At 64.5% G+C, this 19903-nt stretch carries 20 protein-coding genes and 1 riboswitch; of the genes, 7 read left to right on the top strand and 13 right to left on the bottom strand.

What is annotated here, in order from left to right; genetic code table 11:
• Window positions 1–86: 86 nt before the first annotated feature.
• Complete coding sequence (locus ACODSO_RS25065) at window positions 87–719, bottom strand: TetR/AcrR family transcriptional regulator (RefSeq protein WP_489039386.1); 633 nt, start codon at window positions 717–719, stop codon at window positions 87–89.
• A gap of 70 nt (window positions 720–789) precedes the next feature.
• On the opposite strand from ACODSO_RS25065, the gene ACODSO_RS25060 reads away from it, so the two are divergent.
• Genes ACODSO_RS25060 through ACODSO_RS25050 form a run of 3 tightly spaced genes read left to right on the top strand, consistent with a single transcriptional unit; the run spans window position 790 to window position 3268 of the window.
• Window positions 790–1794 (top strand): hypothetical protein, encoded by a 1005-nt coding sequence (locus tag ACODSO_RS25060; RefSeq protein ID WP_068379051.1) that lies wholly within the window; start codon window positions 790–792, stop codon window positions 1792–1794.
• 5 nt (window positions 1795–1799) lie between these two features.
• Window positions 1800–2759 carry an allantoicase gene (alc, locus tag ACODSO_RS25055; RefSeq protein WP_489039384.1) on the top strand — a complete coding sequence of 320 codons (960 nt, stop codon included), beginning with the start codon at window positions 1800–1802 and terminating at the stop codon, window positions 2757–2759.
• Window positions 2760–2794: 35 nt separating this feature from the next.
• A complete protein-coding gene (locus tag ACODSO_RS25050) occupies window positions 2795–3268 on the top strand; it encodes a YbaK/EbsC family protein (RefSeq protein ID WP_489039382.1) in 474 nt (157 codons plus the stop codon).
• A 7-nt stretch (window positions 3269–3275) separates the two neighbouring features.
• Here ACODSO_RS25050 and ACODSO_RS25045 read toward each other — a convergent pair whose 3' ends face one another.
• Together ACODSO_RS25045 and ACODSO_RS25040 are read right to left on the bottom strand one after the other, a co-directional pair.
• Window positions 3276–3785: a hypothetical protein gene (locus ACODSO_RS25045; RefSeq protein ID WP_489039380.1), complete on the bottom strand. Its 510-nt coding sequence runs from the start codon at window positions 3783–3785 to the stop codon at window positions 3276–3278.
• A 135-nt stretch (window positions 3786–3920) separates the two neighbouring features.
• Complete coding sequence (locus tag ACODSO_RS25040) at window positions 3921–5264, bottom strand: aminotransferase class V-fold PLP-dependent enzyme (RefSeq protein WP_489039378.1); 1344 nt, start codon at window positions 5262–5264, stop codon at window positions 3921–3923.
• A gap of 73 nt (window positions 5265–5337) precedes the next feature.
• A riboswitch (SAM riboswitch) is annotated at window positions 5338–5453 on the bottom strand.
• Window positions 5454–5655: 202 nt separating this feature from the next.
• Between ACODSO_RS25040 and ACODSO_RS25035 the strand changes: the two genes are divergently transcribed.
• Both ACODSO_RS25035 and ACODSO_RS25030 read left to right on the top strand, forming a co-directional pair.
• Window positions 5656–9591, top strand: coding sequence for a Pls/PosA family non-ribosomal peptide synthetase (locus ACODSO_RS25035; protein ID WP_489039376.1), 3936 nt, complete (start codon window positions 5656–5658; stop codon window positions 9589–9591).
• A complete protein-coding gene (locus tag ACODSO_RS25030; protein ID WP_489039374.1) occupies window positions 9588–10934 on the top strand; it encodes a M1 family metallopeptidase in 1347 nt (448 codons plus the stop codon). The genes ACODSO_RS25035 and ACODSO_RS25030 overlap by 4 nt, the downstream gene beginning before the upstream one ends.
• Before the next feature lie 3 nt (window positions 10935–10937).
• Here ACODSO_RS25030 and ACODSO_RS25025 read toward each other — a convergent pair whose 3' ends face one another.
• The 5 genes from ACODSO_RS25025 to ACODSO_RS25005 all read right to left on the bottom strand — a co-directional run bounded on the left by ACODSO_RS25025 (window position 10938) and on the right by ACODSO_RS25005 (window position 14210).
• The gene (locus ACODSO_RS25025) at window positions 10938–11558 is read right to left on the bottom strand and encodes a hypothetical protein (protein WP_489039372.1); all 621 of its coding nucleotides are present in this window, start codon (window positions 11556–11558) and stop codon (window positions 10938–10940) included.
• A gap of 2 nt (window positions 11559–11560) precedes the next feature.
• A complete protein-coding gene (locus tag ACODSO_RS25020; protein ID WP_489039370.1) occupies window positions 11561–12805 on the bottom strand; it encodes an MFS transporter in 1245 nt (414 codons plus the stop codon).
• Window positions 12802–13452 (bottom strand): GntR family transcriptional regulator, encoded by a 651-nt coding sequence (locus ACODSO_RS25015; protein WP_489039368.1) that lies wholly within the window; start codon window positions 13450–13452, stop codon window positions 12802–12804. The genes ACODSO_RS25020 and ACODSO_RS25015 overlap by 4 nt, the downstream gene beginning before the upstream one ends.
• 59 nt (window positions 13453–13511) lie before the next feature.
• Window positions 13512–13709: a hypothetical protein gene (locus ACODSO_RS25010; protein ID WP_068379516.1), complete on the bottom strand. Its 198-nt coding sequence runs from the start codon at window positions 13707–13709 to the stop codon at window positions 13512–13514.
• A 111-nt stretch (window positions 13710–13820) separates the two neighbouring features.
• Window positions 13821–14210, bottom strand: a complete 390-nt coding sequence (locus tag ACODSO_RS25005; RefSeq protein WP_489039366.1) for a DUF2752 domain-containing protein — start codon at window positions 14208–14210, stop codon at window positions 13821–13823.
• Between the two features lie 156 nt (window positions 14211–14366).
• Here ACODSO_RS25005 and ACODSO_RS25000 point away from each other — a divergent pair, with 156 nt between their 5' ends.
• Complete coding sequence (locus tag ACODSO_RS25000; RefSeq protein ID WP_489039364.1) at window positions 14367–15236, top strand: glycosyltransferase family 2 protein; 870 nt, start codon at window positions 14367–14369, stop codon at window positions 15234–15236.
• 22 nt (window positions 15237–15258) lie between these two features.
• Here ACODSO_RS25000 and ACODSO_RS24995 read toward each other — a convergent pair whose 3' ends face one another.
• Entirely contained in the window at window positions 15259–15603 is a 345-nt protein-coding gene (locus tag ACODSO_RS24995; protein ID WP_489039362.1) for a plastocyanin/azurin family copper-binding protein, read from the bottom strand.
• Window positions 15604–15613: 10 nt separating this feature from the next.
• Window positions 15614–16237 carry a DUF3159 domain-containing protein gene (locus tag ACODSO_RS24990; RefSeq protein ID WP_489039360.1) on the bottom strand — a complete coding sequence of 208 codons (624 nt, stop codon included), beginning with the start codon at window positions 16235–16237 and terminating at the stop codon, window positions 15614–15616.
• Window positions 16238–16346: 109 nt separating this feature from the next.
• Here ACODSO_RS24990 and ACODSO_RS24985 point away from each other — a divergent pair, with 109 nt between their 5' ends.
• A complete protein-coding gene (locus tag ACODSO_RS24985; protein ID WP_489039358.1) occupies window positions 16347–16835 on the top strand; it encodes a hypothetical protein in 489 nt (162 codons plus the stop codon).
• Window positions 16836–16842: 7 nt separating this feature from the next.
• Here the strand turns inward: ACODSO_RS24985 and ACODSO_RS24980 are convergent, their stop codons facing one another.
• The 3 genes from ACODSO_RS24980 to ACODSO_RS24970 are packed head-to-tail and all read right to left on the bottom strand — an operon-like array spanning window position 16843 to window position 19878.
• Window positions 16843–18009, bottom strand: a complete 1167-nt coding sequence (locus ACODSO_RS24980; RefSeq protein WP_489039357.1) for a Dyp-type peroxidase — start codon at window positions 18007–18009, stop codon at window positions 16843–16845.
• Window positions 18002–18478 (bottom strand): copper chaperone PCu(A)C, encoded by a 477-nt coding sequence (locus tag ACODSO_RS24975; RefSeq protein WP_489039356.1) that lies wholly within the window; start codon window positions 18476–18478, stop codon window positions 18002–18004. Before ACODSO_RS24975 ends, ACODSO_RS24980 begins: the two co-directional genes overlap by 8 nt.
• Window positions 18475–19878: a PepSY-associated TM helix domain-containing protein gene (locus ACODSO_RS24970; protein ID WP_489039355.1), complete on the bottom strand. Its 1404-nt coding sequence runs from the start codon at window positions 19876–19878 to the stop codon at window positions 18475–18477. The genes ACODSO_RS24975 and ACODSO_RS24970 overlap by 4 nt, the downstream gene beginning before the upstream one ends.
• Window positions 19879–19903 lie beyond the last annotated feature (25 nt).

Raw genomic sequence — 19903 nt, 5'->3', positions numbered from 1 at the left:
CGAACAACTCCGCGAACGAAACGAACCCCCACCCTTCTGACCGACCGCCAGAAAAGGACCGGCACGACCCCGGGTGCTGCCGGATGTCAGTGCTGCGCTCGCGCGATCGCACCGGCGAACAATTCGGTGATCGCATCGCCGATCGCGTGTTGGTCGATCTCATCGGGATCGACGGAGTGTTCGACGGCCAGGCCCGAGATCAACGCGAGCAGCGATGTGGCTACTCTGCGGGCGTCGAGAGTATCGGCGACCCCCCATGCCGCAGCCCGCTCGGCAATCAGTCGCTCGAGTTCGTCGCGGAGGCGACGACGCTCACGTCGGTAACCCTCGGCAAGCTCCGGTGTTCGACCGGCCTGGATACCGAACTCGGTGACGAGCAGTGGCCACCGCGGTTCGTCGACGACCCAGTCTGCGATAGCGTCACCGCCTCTACCTGCGGCGTCGCCGGGGCCGAGACCGGACACAGTGTCGATCACCCGCGCTGCGAGATCCATCGACCGCTTGGACAACAGCTCCGCGAACAGCGCCTGCTTGGAATCGAAATTCGAGTAGACCGCCCCCTTGGTGAAGCCGGCCCTCCGGGCGATGTCCTGCAATTTGGCTGCCGCGTAACCGTTCTCGGTGAACTCGTCGGCAGCCGCCTGCAGCAGCCGTTCTCGAACGTTCTCCCGGCCCGGCCGCTGTGTCGATGCCCACGTTCCTTGACCCTCAGTAGTCACGATACCTAGGGTATTCAATACCCGGGGTATTGAACAGTCGGAGAACCACACAGATCGCGAAGGAGTCCACATGCGCAAGGTCGTCTTGATTGCGATCGGAGTTCTGATACTCCAACTCGGTTTCATCGCCAGCTACGTCGCGGCCTTCCACCAGCCTTCACCGCACGAGATCCCCATCGCCGTGGTCGCAGAACAGGGACTTCCCGCCGGGCTGGATGCCGACACCGTCGCCAAGCTCAACGCCATCGACGGCACGCCTCTGTCGGCTCGAACCGCGTCCAGCACCGCCGAAGCCCGCGATCTCATCCGCAACCGCGACGTGCTCGGCGCCTACGTGGTCAGCCCGACCGGCACCGACACCCTCATCACCGCAAGCGCTGCGGGCAGCTCGATCTCCGCTGCGCTGGAGTCGATCTTCACGGGGATCGAACAGACTCAGAACCGCCAATTCGTCGTTCGCGACGACATTCCTGTCGGAATCCACGACAACCGCGGCCTGTCCGGCTTCTACCTTGCCGTGGGCTGGGTCGTCGGCGGATACTTGCTGGCCGCCGCCATCGGCCTGCTCGTCGGAGCACCGAAATCTCGTCGAGACGCAGCCGCCCAACTGGGGATCTTCGCCGGCTACTCGGTCCTCTCGGGAGCACTGGGAGCATTCATCGTCACTCACCTACTCGGCACGTTCGCCGGTCACTGGTTCCCGCTGTGGTTGCTCGGGACGGCAGTCGTGTTCGCGACGTCGGTCTTCACACTCGGCCTGCGCGCCGCAATCGGCGTCGCGGCAGTTCCGATCGCGATCATCGTGTTCGTCATCCTCGGCAACCCCAGCGCGGGTGGGGCATTCGGACCGAACGTCCTCCCCGACTTCTATGCGGCCGTCGGCCGCTGGATCACTCCTGGCATCGGAACGGAAGGGGTCCGCAGCATCGTGTACTTCTCCGGAACCGGCCTGGGCCAACCCGCACTGGCACTCGCCCTGTATTCCATCATCGGTGTCGGCCTGCTGTTCGTCTTCTCCAAGTCCCGGGTGGCGTCACCAGAGATCGAGAAGTCCGAGCCGCTCCCAGTATTCTGACCCCTATGACAGCAACTTTCCCCCTCCCTTTGCCCGATCTCGCCGTCCGCACCCTCGGCGGCGCAGTCGTGTGGGCGAACGACGAAACGTTCGCGGAGAAGGAGAATTTGGTCAAGCCGGGCAAAGCCGATTACCAGACCGCGACGTTCGGCCACAAAGGACAGATCTACGACGGTTGGGAGACGCGCAGGCGTCGGGAAGCGGGATACGACGAGGCCATCGTTCGTCTCGGGGCCCCCGGCGTCGTGGATGCTGTCATCGTCGACACAGCCTGGTTCACCGGCAACTACCCGCCGGAGATTTCCGTCGAAGCGGCCTCGGTCGAGGGCTTCCCATCCGCGCAGGAGCTACACGAAGAGACCGAGTGGCAGACCATCGTCGCCAAGAGTCCCGTCGAGGGTGACACCGAGAACCGGTTCAAGGTTGCGTCCGATGAGCGCTGGACCCACGTGAAGCTGTCGATCTACCCCGACGGTGGCGTCGCACGGTTGCGCGTTCTCGGCCGTGGACGTCCCGATCCGCGGTTCATCGCAGCCGGACCGTTCGACCTCGCTGCCCTGGAGAACGGCGGGTACGTCTCGGCCTGCTCCAACATGTTCTACAGCTCGCCGAACAACCTGCTCTTCCCCGGCCCTCCGCGGTCGATGGGCGAAGGGTGGGAGACCTCACGTAGGCGCAACGACGCCAACGACTGGGTTCAGGTCCACCTGGCTGGAACTGGAACGATCAACCTGGCCGAGCTGGACACTTCGTGCTTCCTCGGTAACGCACCCGGTGCAGCATCGCTGAAGGGCAGGCTCGGTGACGGCGAGTGGATCGATCTCCTTCCTCGCACCCGACTCCAGCCCGATACCCGTCACCGGTTCCTTCTCGCCCACACCGAACCGGTGTCCGAGGTCCGTATGGACATCTACCCCGACGGCGGCATGGCGAGGCTCAGACTGTTCGGAGACTTGGCGGCCTGACTGCGAACTTGCCGCCGTAGCAATACCCTTGGAAGATGCCCCGGCTTCTTCACCCGAACGCAGCACACGTCGCCGACATCTTGATCTCACGCGGTCATCACGGGGTCGTAGTCACATCCCCCGAGCCGACGCCGACCGCCGACGCCGCCGCCGAGTCGCACGGTGTCAGCGTCGGCGCGATCGTGAAGTCGCTGGTCTTCCTACTCGACGACGATCCGGTGCTGCTGCTCGTGTCCGGAGCGCATCAAGTGAACCTGGAAGCAACTGGCAAGCGCCTCGACGGCACTCTGACGCGCGCCCCACTGGAACTGGTGAAGCACTCCACCGGCCAGCCGATCGGCGGTATCGCGCCGGTCGGTCACCCGACCAATCTGCCGACGTTCATCGACGAGACCCTGTCCGGCTACCCCGAGTTGTGGGCTGCAGCCGGACACCCCAACACGGTGTTCCGAACCACATACTCCGAACTCCTCCGGATCACTGCAGGGCTCGCGGTAGATGTCACCTGATCCGGTGTCAGGACGCCAGAACTCGGCTGGGCGCGCGCGATCCGGTAGCTGACGCAACAGCGTCGCCGGAGAACGTGACACCGCGGTCTTCGAGCCACGGAACGACGCCGCCCACGACCCGCTCCAGGTTTCGCTGCTCGGGTCCGATCGGTATCAACGTCACACCGTCGGCCACGTCAGCGGCGTTCACGTCGGCGACAAGCCCTGCCAACCCCGACGCCGTACCGACGTACCGAATGGAATCAGGCACGTCGGGTGCGTTCAGCGCCACGAACTCTCGACGCGCCGTCCGTGCGTCGTCGGCAATGTAGATTTCGATGTCGAGGAAGACCGCGACGCTGTCGGCGTCCTTGCCTGCCTCCACGACCTCGGCTCGCGCGCGAGAGCGGGCCTGCTGCCCTTCACGGAGATCCGAGGCACGAACGCGTGTGAACGTCTCGGTCGGTCGAGCATCGGTGATTTCGGTCCAGGTTCCGGATGCCGTGAGAGCAACTCGGACAGCTGAAGTGTTCGACATGAAGTGTTGTCCTGTCGTGCGTGAGGTGAGCGATGTCCGCGGGCTACGCCGACGGCCTACACGACCCCGATGCCGTCCGGCACAGATCGACGTACCGATCGCGCCAGAGGCGGCTCTGCGACAAGACAATTGCTGTCATGAAGCGATGCTAGCCGTTTGGCGGGTGCACGGGGATCCCACACCTGCGGCGCCATCTGCGAGGCCGGGAAAGGGGCGCGGGTCGGGGACCGGATTCCACCACCCGTTCTCCTCCTCGTACGTCCAGGACGGTCCACGTGTGACGAGCTCGCCGACAGCATCGATCAGGCGGTCGACATCGGTGCCCGAACTGCCGAGGCCCAGGCTGGCGCGTACGGCACCGCGTGGGTGCCCGATGCGAGCCAACAGTGGATGCGCGCAGAACTTCCCGTCGCGAACACCGATTCCGTGCTCGGCGGAGAGGTACGCCGCGACCTCGCCCGGGTCGTAGCCGTCGACCGTGAATGTGACAATGCCCACACTTTCCGGGGCGTCACTCCACACTGTCAGCAGTTCGACACCGCCGATGGCGCTCAGTCCGTCGCGCAACCGGTCGGACAACACCTGCTCGTGTTCCACCGAGCCTGCGGCCTCGTGCTGCGCCAGCGCCTCGCATGCGGCCGCCAGTGCCACGACACCGAGAACATTCGGCGTGCCGGCCTCGTGCCGCGCGGGAACGGGCGCCCACTCGGTTCGGTCGAGGCCGACTGAGCGCACCGCGCCTCCGCCTGACAGATAGGGCTCGGCAGCGTCCAGCCAGTCACGCGCGCCGACGAGAACGCCGGCCCCGTGCGGTGCGTACAGCTTGTGGCCGGAGAACGCGAGATAGTCGACGCCCAGGTCGCCGATGTCGATGCGCCGATGGGGAACGAGCTGGGCGCCGTCGACAAGAATGCGTGCACCGTGCCGGTGCGCGAGCGCGGCGAGTTCTGCTATCGGGAGCACTTCACCCGTCACGTTCGATGCGCCGGTGATCGCGAGCAGCGCAGCAGGTTTCGTGGACAATTCGACGTCCAGCCGGACAAGTGTCTCGGCAATGGACTCGGCTGCGACGACGACGCGGCGACCGTTCCACGGCAACAGGTTCGCGTGATGCTCTATGTCGAGCACGACGGTGTCCCCCGGAACGCATCCGGCCAGGAGATTGAGCGAATCAGTGGTGTTCCTGGTGAAGATCACCACTGAATCACTCTGTGCACCAACGAAGTCCGATACCGTGACCCGCGCCTTCTCGTAGGCGGCGGTGCACACCCGCGACGCGTATCCAGCACCACGGTGCACACTCGAGTAGAACGGCAGGAGCTCGGCGATGCGTTCGGTGACCGCGACAAGCGCGGGCGCACTGGCCGCATAGTCGAAATTGGCGTAGGTGCAGGAACTTCCATCGACGAGTGGCACCGACAGATCAGCTCCGCTGACGGAAGCGAACGAAGCACACGAGTGGTCGAGAACAGCAGTCATGACAAATAACCCTTGTCGATCAAGGGACCTGCGGAATCACATGGACATGTCCAATCACACGTGAATACCGTCGAGTCCGCGCTTGCTGCATCGGTTTTCCGATGCCAGCCTGGTCGTCACCCGGAGCACCCCACCGCGGAGGAGGGTTGCCGACCAGCAAGCCGGGGCTTGATGCTGGTACTCATGACCTGAACAAGAGGATGACAAATACGACGCGGGATTGTCAACCCAGCAGGTAGGAAACCCGCAACTGGACTAAACTGCCCCAGTGCTGAACCCGTTCGTAGCCCACGTCCGTTCACCTTCTGGCCAACCGAATATGAGATAACCACCGTCACGCGTACTGACGTCCACTTGCATTTCGGTGCTACACGAGAAGAAGGACACCCGGTTGTCTGTGCAATCACAATCGGATTCGACAGGCACGCAGCGCTCCGCTGCGGTCCCCGTCGAATTCTTGCGATCCGAGCGCGCTCCCAAGGAGCGGACGCTCATCGATGTCCTGCGCTCGACCACCTCTCGGTTCCCCGATGCTCCGGCGATCGACGACGGCACGGTCTCGGTCACCTACCGTGAGCTACTGGAGGACATCGACGAGGGTGCACAGTGGCTGGCCCGTGCCGGGGTGCGCCGCGGCGACCGCGTCGGAATCAGGATGCCGTCGGGATCCTTCTCGCTCTACGTAGCCATTCTGTCGATCCTCAACGCCGGTGCCGCCTACGTACCCGTCGACGCGGACGACCCGGACGAGCGCGCCGAACTGGTCTTCGGCGAAGCCAAGGTCACCGCAGTCGTGACTGCCGGTGGTATCGCCGCAGGCACGGCCGAGAAACAGGACACCCCTGCCCCCGAAACTCTCACCACTCCGAGTCCCGACGACGATGCTTGGGTCATCTTCACGTCCGGCTCGACCGGCACTCCGAAGGGCGTCGCTGTCAGCCACCGCAACGCAGCGGCGTTCGTCGACGCCGAAGCCGTGTTGTTCATGCAGGACGATCCGCTCGGACCCGGCGACCGCGTGCTGGCGGGCCTGTCGGTGGCATTCGATGCCTCGTGTGAGGAGATGTGGCTGGCGTGGCGCAACGGCGCGTGCCTCGTCCCGGCCCCTCGCTCCCTCGTTCGAAGCGGTTTCGACCTCGGGCCATGGCTGGTCTCGCGGGACATCACCGTCGTCTCGACGGTCCCCACCCTCGCTGCGCTGTGGCCTGCCGTCGCCCTCGAAGCCGTACGTCTGCTGATCTTCGGCGGCGAAGCCTGCCCACCCGAGTTGGCGGAGCGACTGGCCGTCGACGGCCGCGAAGTGTGGAACACCTACGGGCCGACGGAAGCAACCGTCGTCGCCTGCGCGTCGATCATGGACGGCAAAGGTCCAGTTCGGATCGGCCTTCCACTCGACGGCTGGGATCTCGCCGTCGTCGACGCGTCGGGAAACCCCGTCGCGATCGGCGAGGTCGGCGAACTGGTCATCGGTGGCGTCGGGCTCGCGCGCTACCTGGATCCCGCCAAGGACGCCGAGAAGTACGCTCCCATGCCGACGCTGGGCTGGGACCGCGCCTACCGAAGCGGCGACCTCGTCCGGCTCGAACTCGAAGGACTGCTATTCCAGGGCCGCGCCGACGACCAGATCAAGCTGGGCGGCCGACGCATCGAGCTCGGCGAGATCGACAACGCGCTGCAAGCCCTGCCCGGAGTCGGCGGAGCCGCAGCAGCCGTCCGGAAGACCGGCGCGGGCAACTCTGTCCTTGTCGGCTACCTCGCCAGCACCGACCCCAATTTCGACCTCGACGCCGCGCGGAAGATTCTGGCCGAGCAGTTGCCGTCGGCTCTCGTCCCGCGGCTCGCACTCGTCGAGGAGATGCCGACTCGAACCTCCGGCAAAGTCGACCGCAATGCTTTGCCGTGGCCACTGCCCGGCATGGGCGAGACGTCGGATCTGAGCGGCACCGCAGGCTGGGTCGCCGAACTGTGGACCAACATTCTCGGTGCCCAGGTCTCCGACGAGAATGCCGACTTCTTCCAGAACGGCGGCGGCTCCCTGTCCGCGGCCCAGCTCGTGACGGCCCTGCGCGAACGGTTCCCGGAGATCACCGTCGCGCAGCTCTACGACCACCCCCGGCTCGGATCGCTCGCCCGGTATCTCGACGAGCTGGAGCCTCCAGTGGAGGTCATACCCCGCGACGTCGAGCCGACGTCGCGCACAGCTCAGTGGATACAGATCGCCGCAACCGTTCCACTGACCACGTTGACGGGGCTGCAGTGGATCACGTGGGTGGGGATCATGTTCAACGTCCTGTCGTGGTTCGCGGACGTGCCCTGGGCGCCGACGCTGTCCTGGTGGTGGATTCTCGTCGCGTTCCTGTTGTTCATCACACCGGTCGGCCGGATGGCGATCTCGGTCGTCGGCTCCCGTCTGCTGTTGGCCGGCCTGAAGCCAGGCGCCTATCGACGAGGCGGAAGCGCCCATATCCGCCTCTGGACGGCGACGCGTCTCACCGACGCGAGCGGGGCGTCGAACCTGTCCGGAGCGCCGTGGATGGTCTACTACGCCCGCGCACTCGGTGCGAAGATCGGCAAAGGCGTCGACTTGCACACCATGCCACCGGTCACCGGCATGCTCGAACTCGGCGACGGCTGTTCCGTCGAACCCGAGGTCGATCTCAGCGGTCACTGGATCGACGGCGACATCGTCTACATCGGTGCCATCAAGATCGGCGCGGGTGCAACCGTCGGCGCGAGATCGACGCTGCTTCCCGGCACATCCGTCGGCAAGAACGCGGTCGTGAGCGCGGGCTCAGCCGTCGTCGGACGCGTGAAAGCCGGTCAACTGTGGGCGGGATCGCCCGCCACCAAGGTCGGCAAAGCCGAGCACCCGTGGCCCGACCACGCTCCCCCGCGTGCCACCCAGTGGGTGTTCGTATACGGCATCGCATCGTTGTTCCTCTCGGGCATGGCGATCTTCTCCCTCGGGGTGTCGCTGGTGCTGATGGGCTGGTGGCTGCACACGGCGACGACGTTGCTCGGCGCCATCGGCCGCGCCGCGATCATGTTGCCCGTCGCAACGCTCGTCTCGCTCGGAACGTTCGCGCTGATCACACTGGTCGCGGTGCGTCTGCTGAGCATCGGCCTCACCGCGGGCTATCACCCGGTGCGTAGCCGGATCGGGTGGCAGGTGTGGGCCACCGAGCGTTTGATGGACTCCGCTCGCACGTTCCTGTTCCCGCTCTACGCCTCGCTGTTGACTCCGCATTGGCTGCGGGCGCTCGGTGCGAAGATCGGCAAAGACGTCGAAGCGTCGACAGTTCTGATGATCCCGAAGTTCACCACCGTCGCCGACGGCGCGTTCCTCGCCGACGACACCATGGTCGCGAGCTACGAACTCGGCGGCGGATGGATGCACCTCGGCGACGCCAAGGTGGGCAAGCGGGCGTTTCTCGGCAACTCCGGCATGACCGGACCCGGTCGAACCGTCCCCAAGAACGGTCTCGTCGCGGTGCTGTCGGCGACGCCGGACAAAGCGAAATCGGGGTCCTCGTGGCTCGGTAGCCCGCCGGTGAGGTTGCGACGTTCCGCGGGGCGCGCCGACTCCTCGCGCACCTTCGATCCATCCATGAAGCTCAAACTTGCCCGGTCGTTCGTCGAGACCTGCCGTCTGATTCCGGTGATGGTCACGTTCGGCATCGGGCTCGGAGTGCTGTTCGGATTGACCGCGATGGCCGAGGAGTTCGGGTATTGGCTCGCCGCACTGCTCAGCGGAGTCGTGTTGCTCGTGGCGGGTGCAGTCGCTGCAGCGGTCTCCGCCGCCGCGAAATGGGCGTGGGTCGGCCGGATCGACAAGGTCGAGCACCCACTGTGGAGCTCGTTCGTGTGGCGTAACGAGGTCGCCGACACGTTCGTCGAGACCGTCGCGGCGCCGTGGTTCGCCCGTGCCGCCGAGGGAACGGCTGTACTGAACATGTGGTTGCGCTGGCTCGGAGCCCACATCGGCCGCGGCGTGTGGTGCGAAACATACTGGCTCCCCGAGGCGGATCTCGTGACGCTCGAAGACGGTGCAACAGTGAACAGAGGGTGCGTTGTGCAGACGCACCTGTTCCATGATCGGATCATGTCCATGGACAGCGTCACACTCGGCCGAGGAGCAACTCTCGGGCAGCACTGCGTCGCGCTTCCGGCCGCCGGTATCGGCGACGGCGCGACCGTCGGGCCTGCGTCTCTCGTGATGCGCGGCGACACCGTGCCCGCCCACACTCGTTGGCAGGGCAACCCGATCGCGCCGTGGGCGAAGGGCGATCCCTACGCACGCATCGTGGCCGCGCAGGACAGCCCATGAAGTTCGGTGGCTCGAAACTTGTGACTCCGGTGTTCGATGTCGACCGTTCGGACGCGCCGATCGACGAGTACCTACCGCAGAACGGCAATCGCGGGTACCGCGTGTCCCGGTACGAACTCGATCTCGAATACAAGGTCGAGAGCAACCGGCTCGCAGGCAAAGCGAAGATCACCGCGGTCACCACCGCCACCATCTCGAAGTTCTCGTTCGATCTCGGGCCTGCGCTCCATGTGTCGAAGGTGTCGGTCAACGGATCTCGCTCGGTCAAGTTCAGCCAGCAGCGAGGCAAACTCAAGATCACTCCGGCGAAACCCATCGCATCCGGTGCTGCGCTCGTCGTCACGATCCAGTACGGCGGAACCCCCAAACCCATCCACGGGTTCTGGGGCGAGGTCGGGTGGGACGAACTGACCGAAGGATCGATCGTCGCGAGTCAGCCGAACGGCGCGGCGTCGTGGTTTCCGTGCGACGACCACCCGGTCTCGAAGGCCAGCTACGGCATCACCATCACCACCGATTCGCCCTACTACGCGGTCGCAAACGGCACGTTGGTGCGCAAGCAGACCCGCGCCAGCCGCACGACCTGGGTGTACGAGCAGCCCGAGCCGATGGCCACGTACCTTGCGACCATCCAGATCGGACCGTACAGCCAGCACACCACCTCGGCGGGACCGGTGGCAATGAAAGCTGTTCTCCCGCATCGGCTTCGGCAGAATTTCGATCACGACTTCGGCCGCCAGACCGAGATGATGAGCACGTTCACGCGCCTCTTCGGTCCGTACCCGTTCGCGGCATACACCGTCGTGATCACCGATGACGATCTCGAAATCCCCATCGAGGCACAGGGTTTGTCGATCTTCGGCGCCAACCACTGTTCCGGGACGCGGTACTTCGAAAGGCTCGTCGCGCATGAGCTGGCACACCAGTGGTTCGGCAACAGTCTCACGCTCGGCAGATGGAGGGACATCTGGCTGCACGAGGGCTTCGCCTGCTATTCCGAGTGGATCTGGGCCGAGAACTCCGGCGGCAGCTCGGCGCGGGACAAGGCGCGACGGGTACACACGATGCAGCGAGGCCTCCCCCGGGACTTGATCCTCTCTGATCCCGGCCCTGCCAAGTTGTTCGACGATCGCGTCTACAAACGCGGAGCACTGACGCTGCACGCACTTCGCACCACGATCGGCGACGAGAAATTCTTCGCGCTGATCCAGGAGTGGACGTCGACGTACCGCTACTCCACCGTCAGCACCGCGGACTTCACGGATCTGGCGTCCCGGTACGGGTATCCGCGCACTCTGTGGGACGCATGGCTGAACTCCACCCAGCTGCCGGGCTTACCGTAAGGCTCAGAACCACGTGTTTCGTGCTGTGATCACTGCGCCACAGGCGAGGGCTGCGTACAACGCTGCGGTCGCGAGTGCACCGAACCAGAACGTCGAAGCAATCGACACCGACCAGCGATCGTTCTCACGAAGACGTAGGTCGAACGGAAAAGCGCTGACGCACACCGCATCGGGACGCGACGGATGAGCAAGGATGATTCCGGACGTGTACGGCAGCCCTCGGAGAGCGAGGCTCCGCTCCTGCTCGGCGATCGTGTAGGTGATGGTGCTGTCGGTCAGCGCGCCGGTGAACCACCCACGCTCGACGCGCCACCCCGTCGCATGCGCGACGCGGACCGTACCGCTACCGTCGGTCGATTCTTCGACGCTGTCCACGGCGGCTACCTCGCCCGACCGGAGCAGTCGCCACCACCCAGCGACAGTGCGCACTCGCACACCGAGTCCGACCGCGACGAGGACGAGTGGAATCACCGGAACGAGGACGGGGAAGCGGAGTATCAGCACGCCTGGGACCACCAGTGCCAGCAGAACCACGTAGCTTTCGCGCCAATCCCACAGCAGCAGTCCGGTGACGGGAACCATGAGCGGGACCCGCCTGCGCGACGCCGGCGAAGGGTCCCCCATAGTCAGCTGAGCTTAGACCCATCGGCCGGAAGGTGGGAGGTCGAGCGGATACGAACGAACACCCAGCAGACCGCGGCGAGCACTGCACCGATCACGAACATCGTCGGATAGGTGACGATGCCCGGCCACGTCTCGGTCAGGGCGGACAGGATCGCCGGAATCGCAAAGCCGAGGTAGGTCAGCGAGTAGAAGACGGCGGTGAGCCCCGCGAGGTCGTCGGGCCCGGCGATCCGTTGCACCTCTTGTAATCCCGAGACCAATGCCATGCCGTAGCCGCACCCGAGAACGGCGGCGGCGATCAATGCGGCGGCGATGGTGAGCACCGATGCCGCCCACGCCGCGAGCAGCATGCCCACGACGAGAATCGTCAGCGCGACGAGGGCACCGCGTGCTGCGTCGGGGGTGTCGATTCTGCGTCCGACGGCCTGGATCCCGAATCCGGCGCCGAGTGCGATGACGGACATCAACGCGGACAACGCAATCGGGTGACCCCCGCTTCGATCGGCCATCAGCGAGGGCAGCACGGCGTACGCGACACTGGCCGCGCCGAACACCCACGGCGCGAGCGGGACGACGATGGTCAGGAAGCGCCGGTGCGTCGCGGCTGGAATCTTCAGGTCGTCGATCAACGGTGCGCGCATCGCGCGGGGCATCGCGCTGCGTGTCTCGGGCACGGTGATCATCCCGACTCCCGCGGCGATGCAGATGCTGACATGCACCACGTAGGCGAGATGGGTCGGCCACGGTGCCCACTGGGCGAGGATGCCCGCGACGCCGGCGCCGAGTGCAAATCCTGCAGTGAGGCTCATCGCCTGACGACGCGCACCTGCGCCCGGGGCACTCTGCGGATCCAACGCGGACAGTTCCTTGATCCAACTACCGCCGACCGCCATGCCGATTCCGAGCGCGACGCCACTGAGGATGCGTCCGCCGAACAGAATGCCCGCGGTGTCGGCGCCGAACGCAATGAGGATCGACCCGGCGGCGGCCACCGCCGTCGCGGGCAACATGATCGGGCGCCTACCGACCCGGTCGGACAAGGGTCCGCAGATCAGCAGAGCCGGAACGATTCCGATGACGTACGCGAACAGGAACATGTCCACGGCAACGGCCGAGAACCCGTGTTCGAGGCGGTACATGACCAGCAGCGGGGTGAACTCGTTTCCGCCCCACGCCACTGCGAACAATCCGGCTGCCACCAGAATCCACTGCCGGGTTTTCGTCTCGGTCGACGCCGTGAGTGTCATCTCGTGCCCCTGTCGTTCAGTCCGTGCGTTCGACGCATGTGCGTGTCGACAGCGGTCGCGAATCCGTCCACGTCGGCCACCTCGATCGAGTCCGCAAGTTCGCGATGTTCGTCGACGATTTGCGACAGCTGATCCGGGTCTCGCGCCAGCGAATGTGTCGTCATCCGTCGCTGCCGCTCGCGGAGTCCGTCGTAGAACGCATCGAGCAATGGGTTGCCGCCTGCTCGCACGATCAGCCGGTGGAAGTCGGCGTCGGCCGCGCTGAACTCGGCCCTCGTTCCGGTGGCTGCGATCTCGCTTTGCCGTTCGAGGTTGGCCCGCAGCGAGGCGACGAGTTGCTCGCGGACCTTATCGTCGGCTGCGAAGGCTCGGACACTGCCGGTTTCGACGAGCCACCGTGCGGAGACCACATGCTCCGCCTCGCCGGGTGCGATGGACACGACCAGTGCGCCGCGTTTGGGGTAGAGCCGCATCCAGCCTTCGACCTGCAGGCGGAGGAATGCCTCGCGGACGGGTGTTCGGCTCATCCCCAAGCGGCTGGCAATGTCGCCCTCGCTGACCAGCTCACCGCCGGGGAGTTCGCCGGTGACGATCATTTCCTTGACCGCCACGTAGGCCTGCTCGGATGCTGAATACGACTTGGACACGACATAGATACTAGATGACTCGGCCTTGCTGTCCACATCGGGCAGACAATGCAGCTACGTCAGGGCGCCCAGTATTTCGTGGCAAGCTGGTCGACCAGCGGGTCGTCGTCGGCCACCTCGTCGAGCGCAGCGAGGTCGTCCCTGATCGCGACGAAGCGGGGGTCGTCGCCCTCGGCCACTTCGGCATCGGTGCCGCCGTCGCCCTCCAGCTGTTCGAGCATCTTCGCCCGAACGCGGACCTTGAGGGTGTCGCTCATTCGTCGTCACCCTTCTTGAACACTCGACGCGCAGTCGGGATCAACACCACCAGCGCGCCTACCAGAACCACTACCGAGAACACTTCGAGCCACACGGTCTGCTCCTCTCCTTCAGGGGGCCAGCCAACTTCCAGCGGACAAGTTCCTGAGCACGGTGAACGCAAGAACGATGGCCACTCCGGACACAACTACCCATCGCGACGGGGCCCGCATTCTGCGGCCCCGAACCCAGAGACCCCATGCGACCACTCCCACACCGAGAAGTAGTACCGCGAGCACATTCGACGACGCAGCAGACGCGAGATCTCCTCGAACCAGATCACCGAAAGCTCTGGTCGCTCCGCATCCAGGGCACCAGAGTCCGGTCAGTGCATGAAATGGACACGGGAGATACGCCGAGGTGCGCGGATCGCGGACATAGAGCGCCGCCCCCGCTGCAATCGCCAGCGCTGCGACGGCGAGGGGCGCGGAACGGGCTCTACGCGGCGCGTCGACGACCATCGGCCCACGATATCGTGATCGCTCGAACCGCGCTCGAAAGAAACCAGAAGTATGTTCGACGCTGTTCTCGCGGGTCGAATATCGACTAGCGGCTTCGATTTCAGAGACCTTTTGGTTTGTTGACCGAAAGCAGTTTCACGAATATCGTGCTCGATCATGGCAACACCCACGCTGTCGGTTATCGTGCCCGTATACAACGAGGAAAATTACATCGGAGAATGCCTCGAGGCGCTGCTGACTCAAGCGGACGAAATCTCGGAGATAATTGTGGTGGACAATGGTTCGACCGATTCGACGCTTCACATTGTCGATAGCTTCGAAAATCGATCATCCAAAGTGAAAGTACTGCACGAAACGCGACGAGGTGTCGCATATGCCCGGAATACCGGATTCGATGTTGCCGCCTCCGAGATACTGGGACGCGTGGACGCAGATAGCCGTGTCAGCCCAGGCTGGGCGCGCTCGGTCACAGACTTCCTAGGACGCGAGGACGCCGCATGCGTCGGTGCAGTGAGCGGGCTCAACAATTCTTACGACTCACCGTTTCGTTCACTGAAGGGCTGGTTCGTTCGTAGACAAATTCGGCGCGGAATCTTCGGGGGCGAACGCAGGATAAAGAATCTCCATGGTGCGAATATGGCAATTCGAAAGTCCGTGTGGAATTCGGTGTCCGATTCGGTCAGCGTCGCATCGGATATTCACGAAGATCTCGATCTGGCTCTCACCCTTGTTCACCGAAATGTCGAAATCGCACAATTGACCGAAATGCACGTCGACATTTCGCCGAGGCGCGCGCTCACGCCGCCCATCGAATTCTTCAAGTACATAGATTCGGGCACGAAGACACTCGAATTGCACGGAAGGTCGACCAAGCGCACGGCTCGTGCGTTACGCGTCCACTGGACGTTCCACATACTGCTCTTCGTACTGCATCGCCCCTACGATCCGAGCATCGGCCGATACTCGCTCCGCTACCTGCGCCGACAGGAGCGGGCGCGCGGACTTCCGATCGACGTCACGGTCTAACCCGCGGACGCGTGGTCATACGTCAGGGGACGACGATCACACTCCCGATCATGTCGGGATGCGGCGTGCAGTGGTAGCTGTAGGTCCCCGGCTCGGTGAAGGTATGGGTGAAGGTGCTCGACACCATCAGCGGACTGCGGAACGCACGATCGTCGGCCACGACATCGTGTGCCATACCGCCGTCGTCGAAGACCCAGGTCACGGTCTCACCGACCGATACCGTGATCTCCGACGGCGAATACGAGCGATCGGCGACGGTCACCTGGTTCGGCACGGGCGGCGCCGCCGGTTCGGCAATGTCCGACGAACACCCGACCATCGTCGAGAAAACGAGGACTGCACCCAGCACGGCGAACGGTGATCTCACCCGTCCTACGCTACGGACCGGCGTGTTCGGCGGCCTGCGCATCCCCTTCCGCCTTGGCTTGCGCTGCGGTCCTCTGGGTGAATTTCACCGCGCCGACCAGCAACACGATCGGGATCACCCAGTTGCACACCAGGTCGACCGTACGGGCGCCACTTGTTTCGGCCTCACCGATCGGATCGAGGGCGCCGGCGATGAAGTGGGAGGCAGCCATGACAACCAAAACGATGCCCCATCCCGCGCTGATCTTGCGGTTGGTCGCGTGGAATCGCGGGGAATCCCAGAAGGCCTTGTCGACGCTCTCCCGCGCATACTGCTCGGTGAACGGGACGGTGAAGGCCGACACGAGCATCACCACGCCGAGGATCAGAGTGGTCCCTCCGCGTGCAAAGTTGGCGAGAAACTCGTCGACATCATGGCCTGCGATGAACCCGACCGCCGCGATGGCAACGAACGTCACTACGCCTGCGATGTCGATGAGCTTCACCCCACTGCCGCGCTGGTAGAACGCGACCGCGATCGCTGCAACTGCCGACAAGGTCGCGGCGAGGGCGACCTGGTTGTCGCCGAGCCGGGCAGTGAGGATCGAAAACAGAAACCACGGCACCAAGCCGATAACCATCTGACCGAACTTCATAGCAGGCCACACTGCCTGTTTTGCACGCTCGAGGCTCGTCACCCGTGATAATTCACCCGTCGAGGGTGGGCCACCCCGTGCGACCAGAAGCGACAAGAGGTGCCGGCTCATGAGCTCGGGTAACATCACCGCCGAATCGTTCAAACCGAGAGGCTCCATCTTCATGACGACACACCGTGCCCGTACCAGCGCCGCTGCGTTGGCGACACTGCTGATCGTCCTTGCGACGGCACTTCTCGGCTCTACATCCGCGCAGGCACGGCCCACACAGTTCGCGCCGGCCGGTCAGATCAGTGCGACCATCGGATTCGACCCGGCAGCCGTCATCGAGTGGCGGTTGGACCAGTCGATCATCAACCAACCGATCTTCGTGCGCACCGACCCGTACTTCCCGGGTCTCACCGACTTCTCCCTCAACAACTGGTGCAACTGCGCCATCAACTGGTTCAACCACACCACCGGCGAGGGCGGCGTCGCGTTCCCCGGGCCGCTGCCCGCCGGACCGATCCGAACCGGCTCGGGCGATGTCTCGGCCTGGACCGACATTCCCGGCGGGTTCACGCTCATCCGCGGTGTCGGCAACTGGTGGGTCCCCTAGTAGCGCCTCACAGGAGCTCCTGACCCAGAAATCCGCCCTCGGAGACACCCGCCGGAATCGCGAACACCGCGGAACCGATCGGCGTCGTCCACTCGTTGAGCGCGTCGTGCTCGTCGAGTCGTTGCTGGACCGGCAAGAACTGGGTGCCGATATCACGCTGAAACGCAGCGAAAATCAGCCCTGAGTTGCTTGTCACCCCACCCGACGAGGGCTCGTCGTAGTTGTACGCCCGCCGAAAGAACTGTTCACCGGAATGGGTATGGCGTGCTCGGGCGATGTGCGACGCCGGCGAGATCACCGGAATTCCGAACCGATCCGTGGCGTCGAAATCTGCCTCGTCGTGCTCGAACTGCCCGGTGAGCGGCGCACCGGTATCCAACGTGCGACCGACTGCGAATTCTCTTCCGCCACGATCCAATTCGTCCCAGGTGTCGAGCTCGATTGCGATTCGACGGACGACCATCGAGGTCCCCCCGTCTCGATTCCAGACGAGAGAGTCGAAGTCGACCGCGGGGTCCGGATTGACGGTGCCGTCGACCTGACCCATGAGGTTACGCATCGTGGTCCCGGATTTCTGTGCACCTCGCGCCGAGCGAAAGCCCCGCTGAACCCATCGGATCGACGCCATCGTTCGGACATTCTTCGTCAGCACCCGTACCGCATGCGCCACGGCAAGAGGGTCGTCGGCGCAGACCTGCAACAGCACATCGCCGTCGCTCCACTGAGTTTCGAGCCGATCGATACCGAACGGAGGCAATGCCTCGACCGGAGACGGTGTACCGGCAGCAGCGAACGCGCCGGGCCCGAGACCTACCGTGATCGTGAGAGCGGAAGGTTCCGCGGCCAGTTCGGGTTCCGTGTCCGCCAGCGCCGGCAATCCCTGCGTCAGCCTCGCCGCGTCCGTCGTCCAGATCTTCAAAGCGGAGATCAACTGATCTCGTCCGGCACCGTCGCGCAGGTCGAGCGCGACGAACGTGCCGTGCCCCTGCGGAGGAGTCGCGATCCCTGCTTGGTGTATTCCGAAGAACGACAACGACTGTCGGCCGAAAACCGGCTCCCCGGATTCTCGGGTGTATCCGTAGGCCACTCCCGCGGCACCGAGGGCAGCGACGCCTCCTGCGAGGAGGCGTCGCCGACTGATCTCCGTGCCACGCTGTGGTGCCGTGCTACCCACCGTAGTTTTCTTCTGCGCCTGCGAATTCGCGGACCTGCGCGGTGAACGTCGAGGAGGAACCGTCTTCGAAGGTCAGCGTGATGTCGGTGTCGTTACCGGGGGTGAGCGGTGACGTCACGTCCATCAACATGAAATGATCCCCACCCGCTTGGAGAATCTTCGTCTGCTCGGCCGCAACAGTGAAGCCGCCCTCCTTGGGCTTCATCACCATCGAACCGTCTGCAGCACTTACTACCTCGTGCAGTTCCATCATCGAGGACGCTGGAGACGCCGCCGATACCACCCGCACCTGCGACTCGCCCGTATTCTGGATCTCGGCGAAGGCCGAGGTCATTCCGGTGTCGGTGGCTTTGACCCATGCTTCTCTGACGGTCACCGAATCCGCCTCTGCGCTCGGGGTTTCGGTACTGCAACCCGCCACCAAGGCGAGTGACGACAGGGCGATGAGCATTGCTGTGACTATCTTCATGATGATGTCTCCACTGTGCGAGTGCGATGCCGAAGCCCGATCAGGGCGTCAGCGAGGAGGAAGGCGACCAGGCTGATCCCGAGCAGCGGGACGAACCAGCCGACCACCGCGGTACCGGCTGCGAGTAACGCGATCTGCCATGCGGGCAAGCGGCGCATCGCCCCGCGAGAAGGCAAGTGCCCCTTGGGGCGCCGTTGCCACCACATGAGGTACCCGCGCACGATGACGGTGACCAGTGCGACGGCGAGGAGCGCCAATGCGATCTGGTTGGCCAGACCGAACAGGATCCCCATGTGCAGGGCGATGCCCCACGCCGCGAGTTTCGCTGCCGATGGCCAGTCGGAGAACCGGTTGGTGTCGACGATGGTGTTGGTGTTTGCGTCCACGGCGACGGAACTCGTCGAGAACACCCAGGGCTGCCTGGTCTGCGAGACGACGAACGCCGTGTCGGATGCTGCAGGAACGGTCACTTCGACGGCTCCGTCGATTCCAGCCGCGCGGGCGGTGCCGAGGACGGAATCCAGGCGTCCGATTCCGGCGTCGGGCACGCTTTCCTCGGTCGGCATCGCCGACATGTCGTGGCCGCCGTGGTCACCGGATGCCGGCGCTGCATTGCCGCTGATGGACGAGCTCACCGTCGGGGTCGTCCAACTCAGGGAGGTTCGCAGCTCGCTGATGTTCTCGCCTGCATATTTCGACCAGGTGAGGCCCGTCGCCGACAGAAAGATCAAGCCGACCGCGATCCAGATCCCCACGCCACCATGCCAGTTGCGTGTCCGCGCCCGGCCGGTGACCGACCTGTCGACCGTGAGCAGTCGACCTCCGCGGCGATACCGCCGCACCCACAGGACGACACCGCCCAGTGCGACGATCCACATCCAGGAGGCGGCAAGTTCGCTGTAGATGCGCCCCGGTTCACCGAGGTGCAGGTGTCGGTGGAATCCACTGATCCACGTACGCATGGGAAGTGCGCCACTGCTGCCGTACACGACGGATTCGCCGACCGATTCCGCCGTGACCGGGTCGATGAACACTGCTCGTCGTTCGGATTCGCCGAGCGACGGATCGGTGAACATGACGCGAGTGGTGTCACCTGGCTCAGCGGCGGGCCGCACAGCATGGACGGTGAGATCGGGCCTTATCTGTGTTGCGGCGTCGACTTGTTCGGCGACCGAGGTGGTGGGTCCGGTCGAATCGGTGCGCAGTAGGTCGGAATAGAGGATGTTCTCGGCCGTCGGCGCGAGTGCGTAGAGGCCTCCGCTGAGGGCAGCGATGAGAATGAACGGTGCGATGAATATTCCTGCATAGAAGTGGAGCCTCATCACCAGGGACGGTGGAGGCGGAGAAGGGTCGGATGCCGACGGCCCGATTTCGGGCACGACTGTGTCGGTTGTGGACATGGGTGTACTCGATTCGTCTGAGAAT

This window comes from Rhodococcus sp. FG69 (assembly GCF_057808915.1).
The sequence above is the reverse complement of the archived record's forward strand: the minus strand, read 5'-3'. Positions and strand labels throughout refer to the sequence as shown.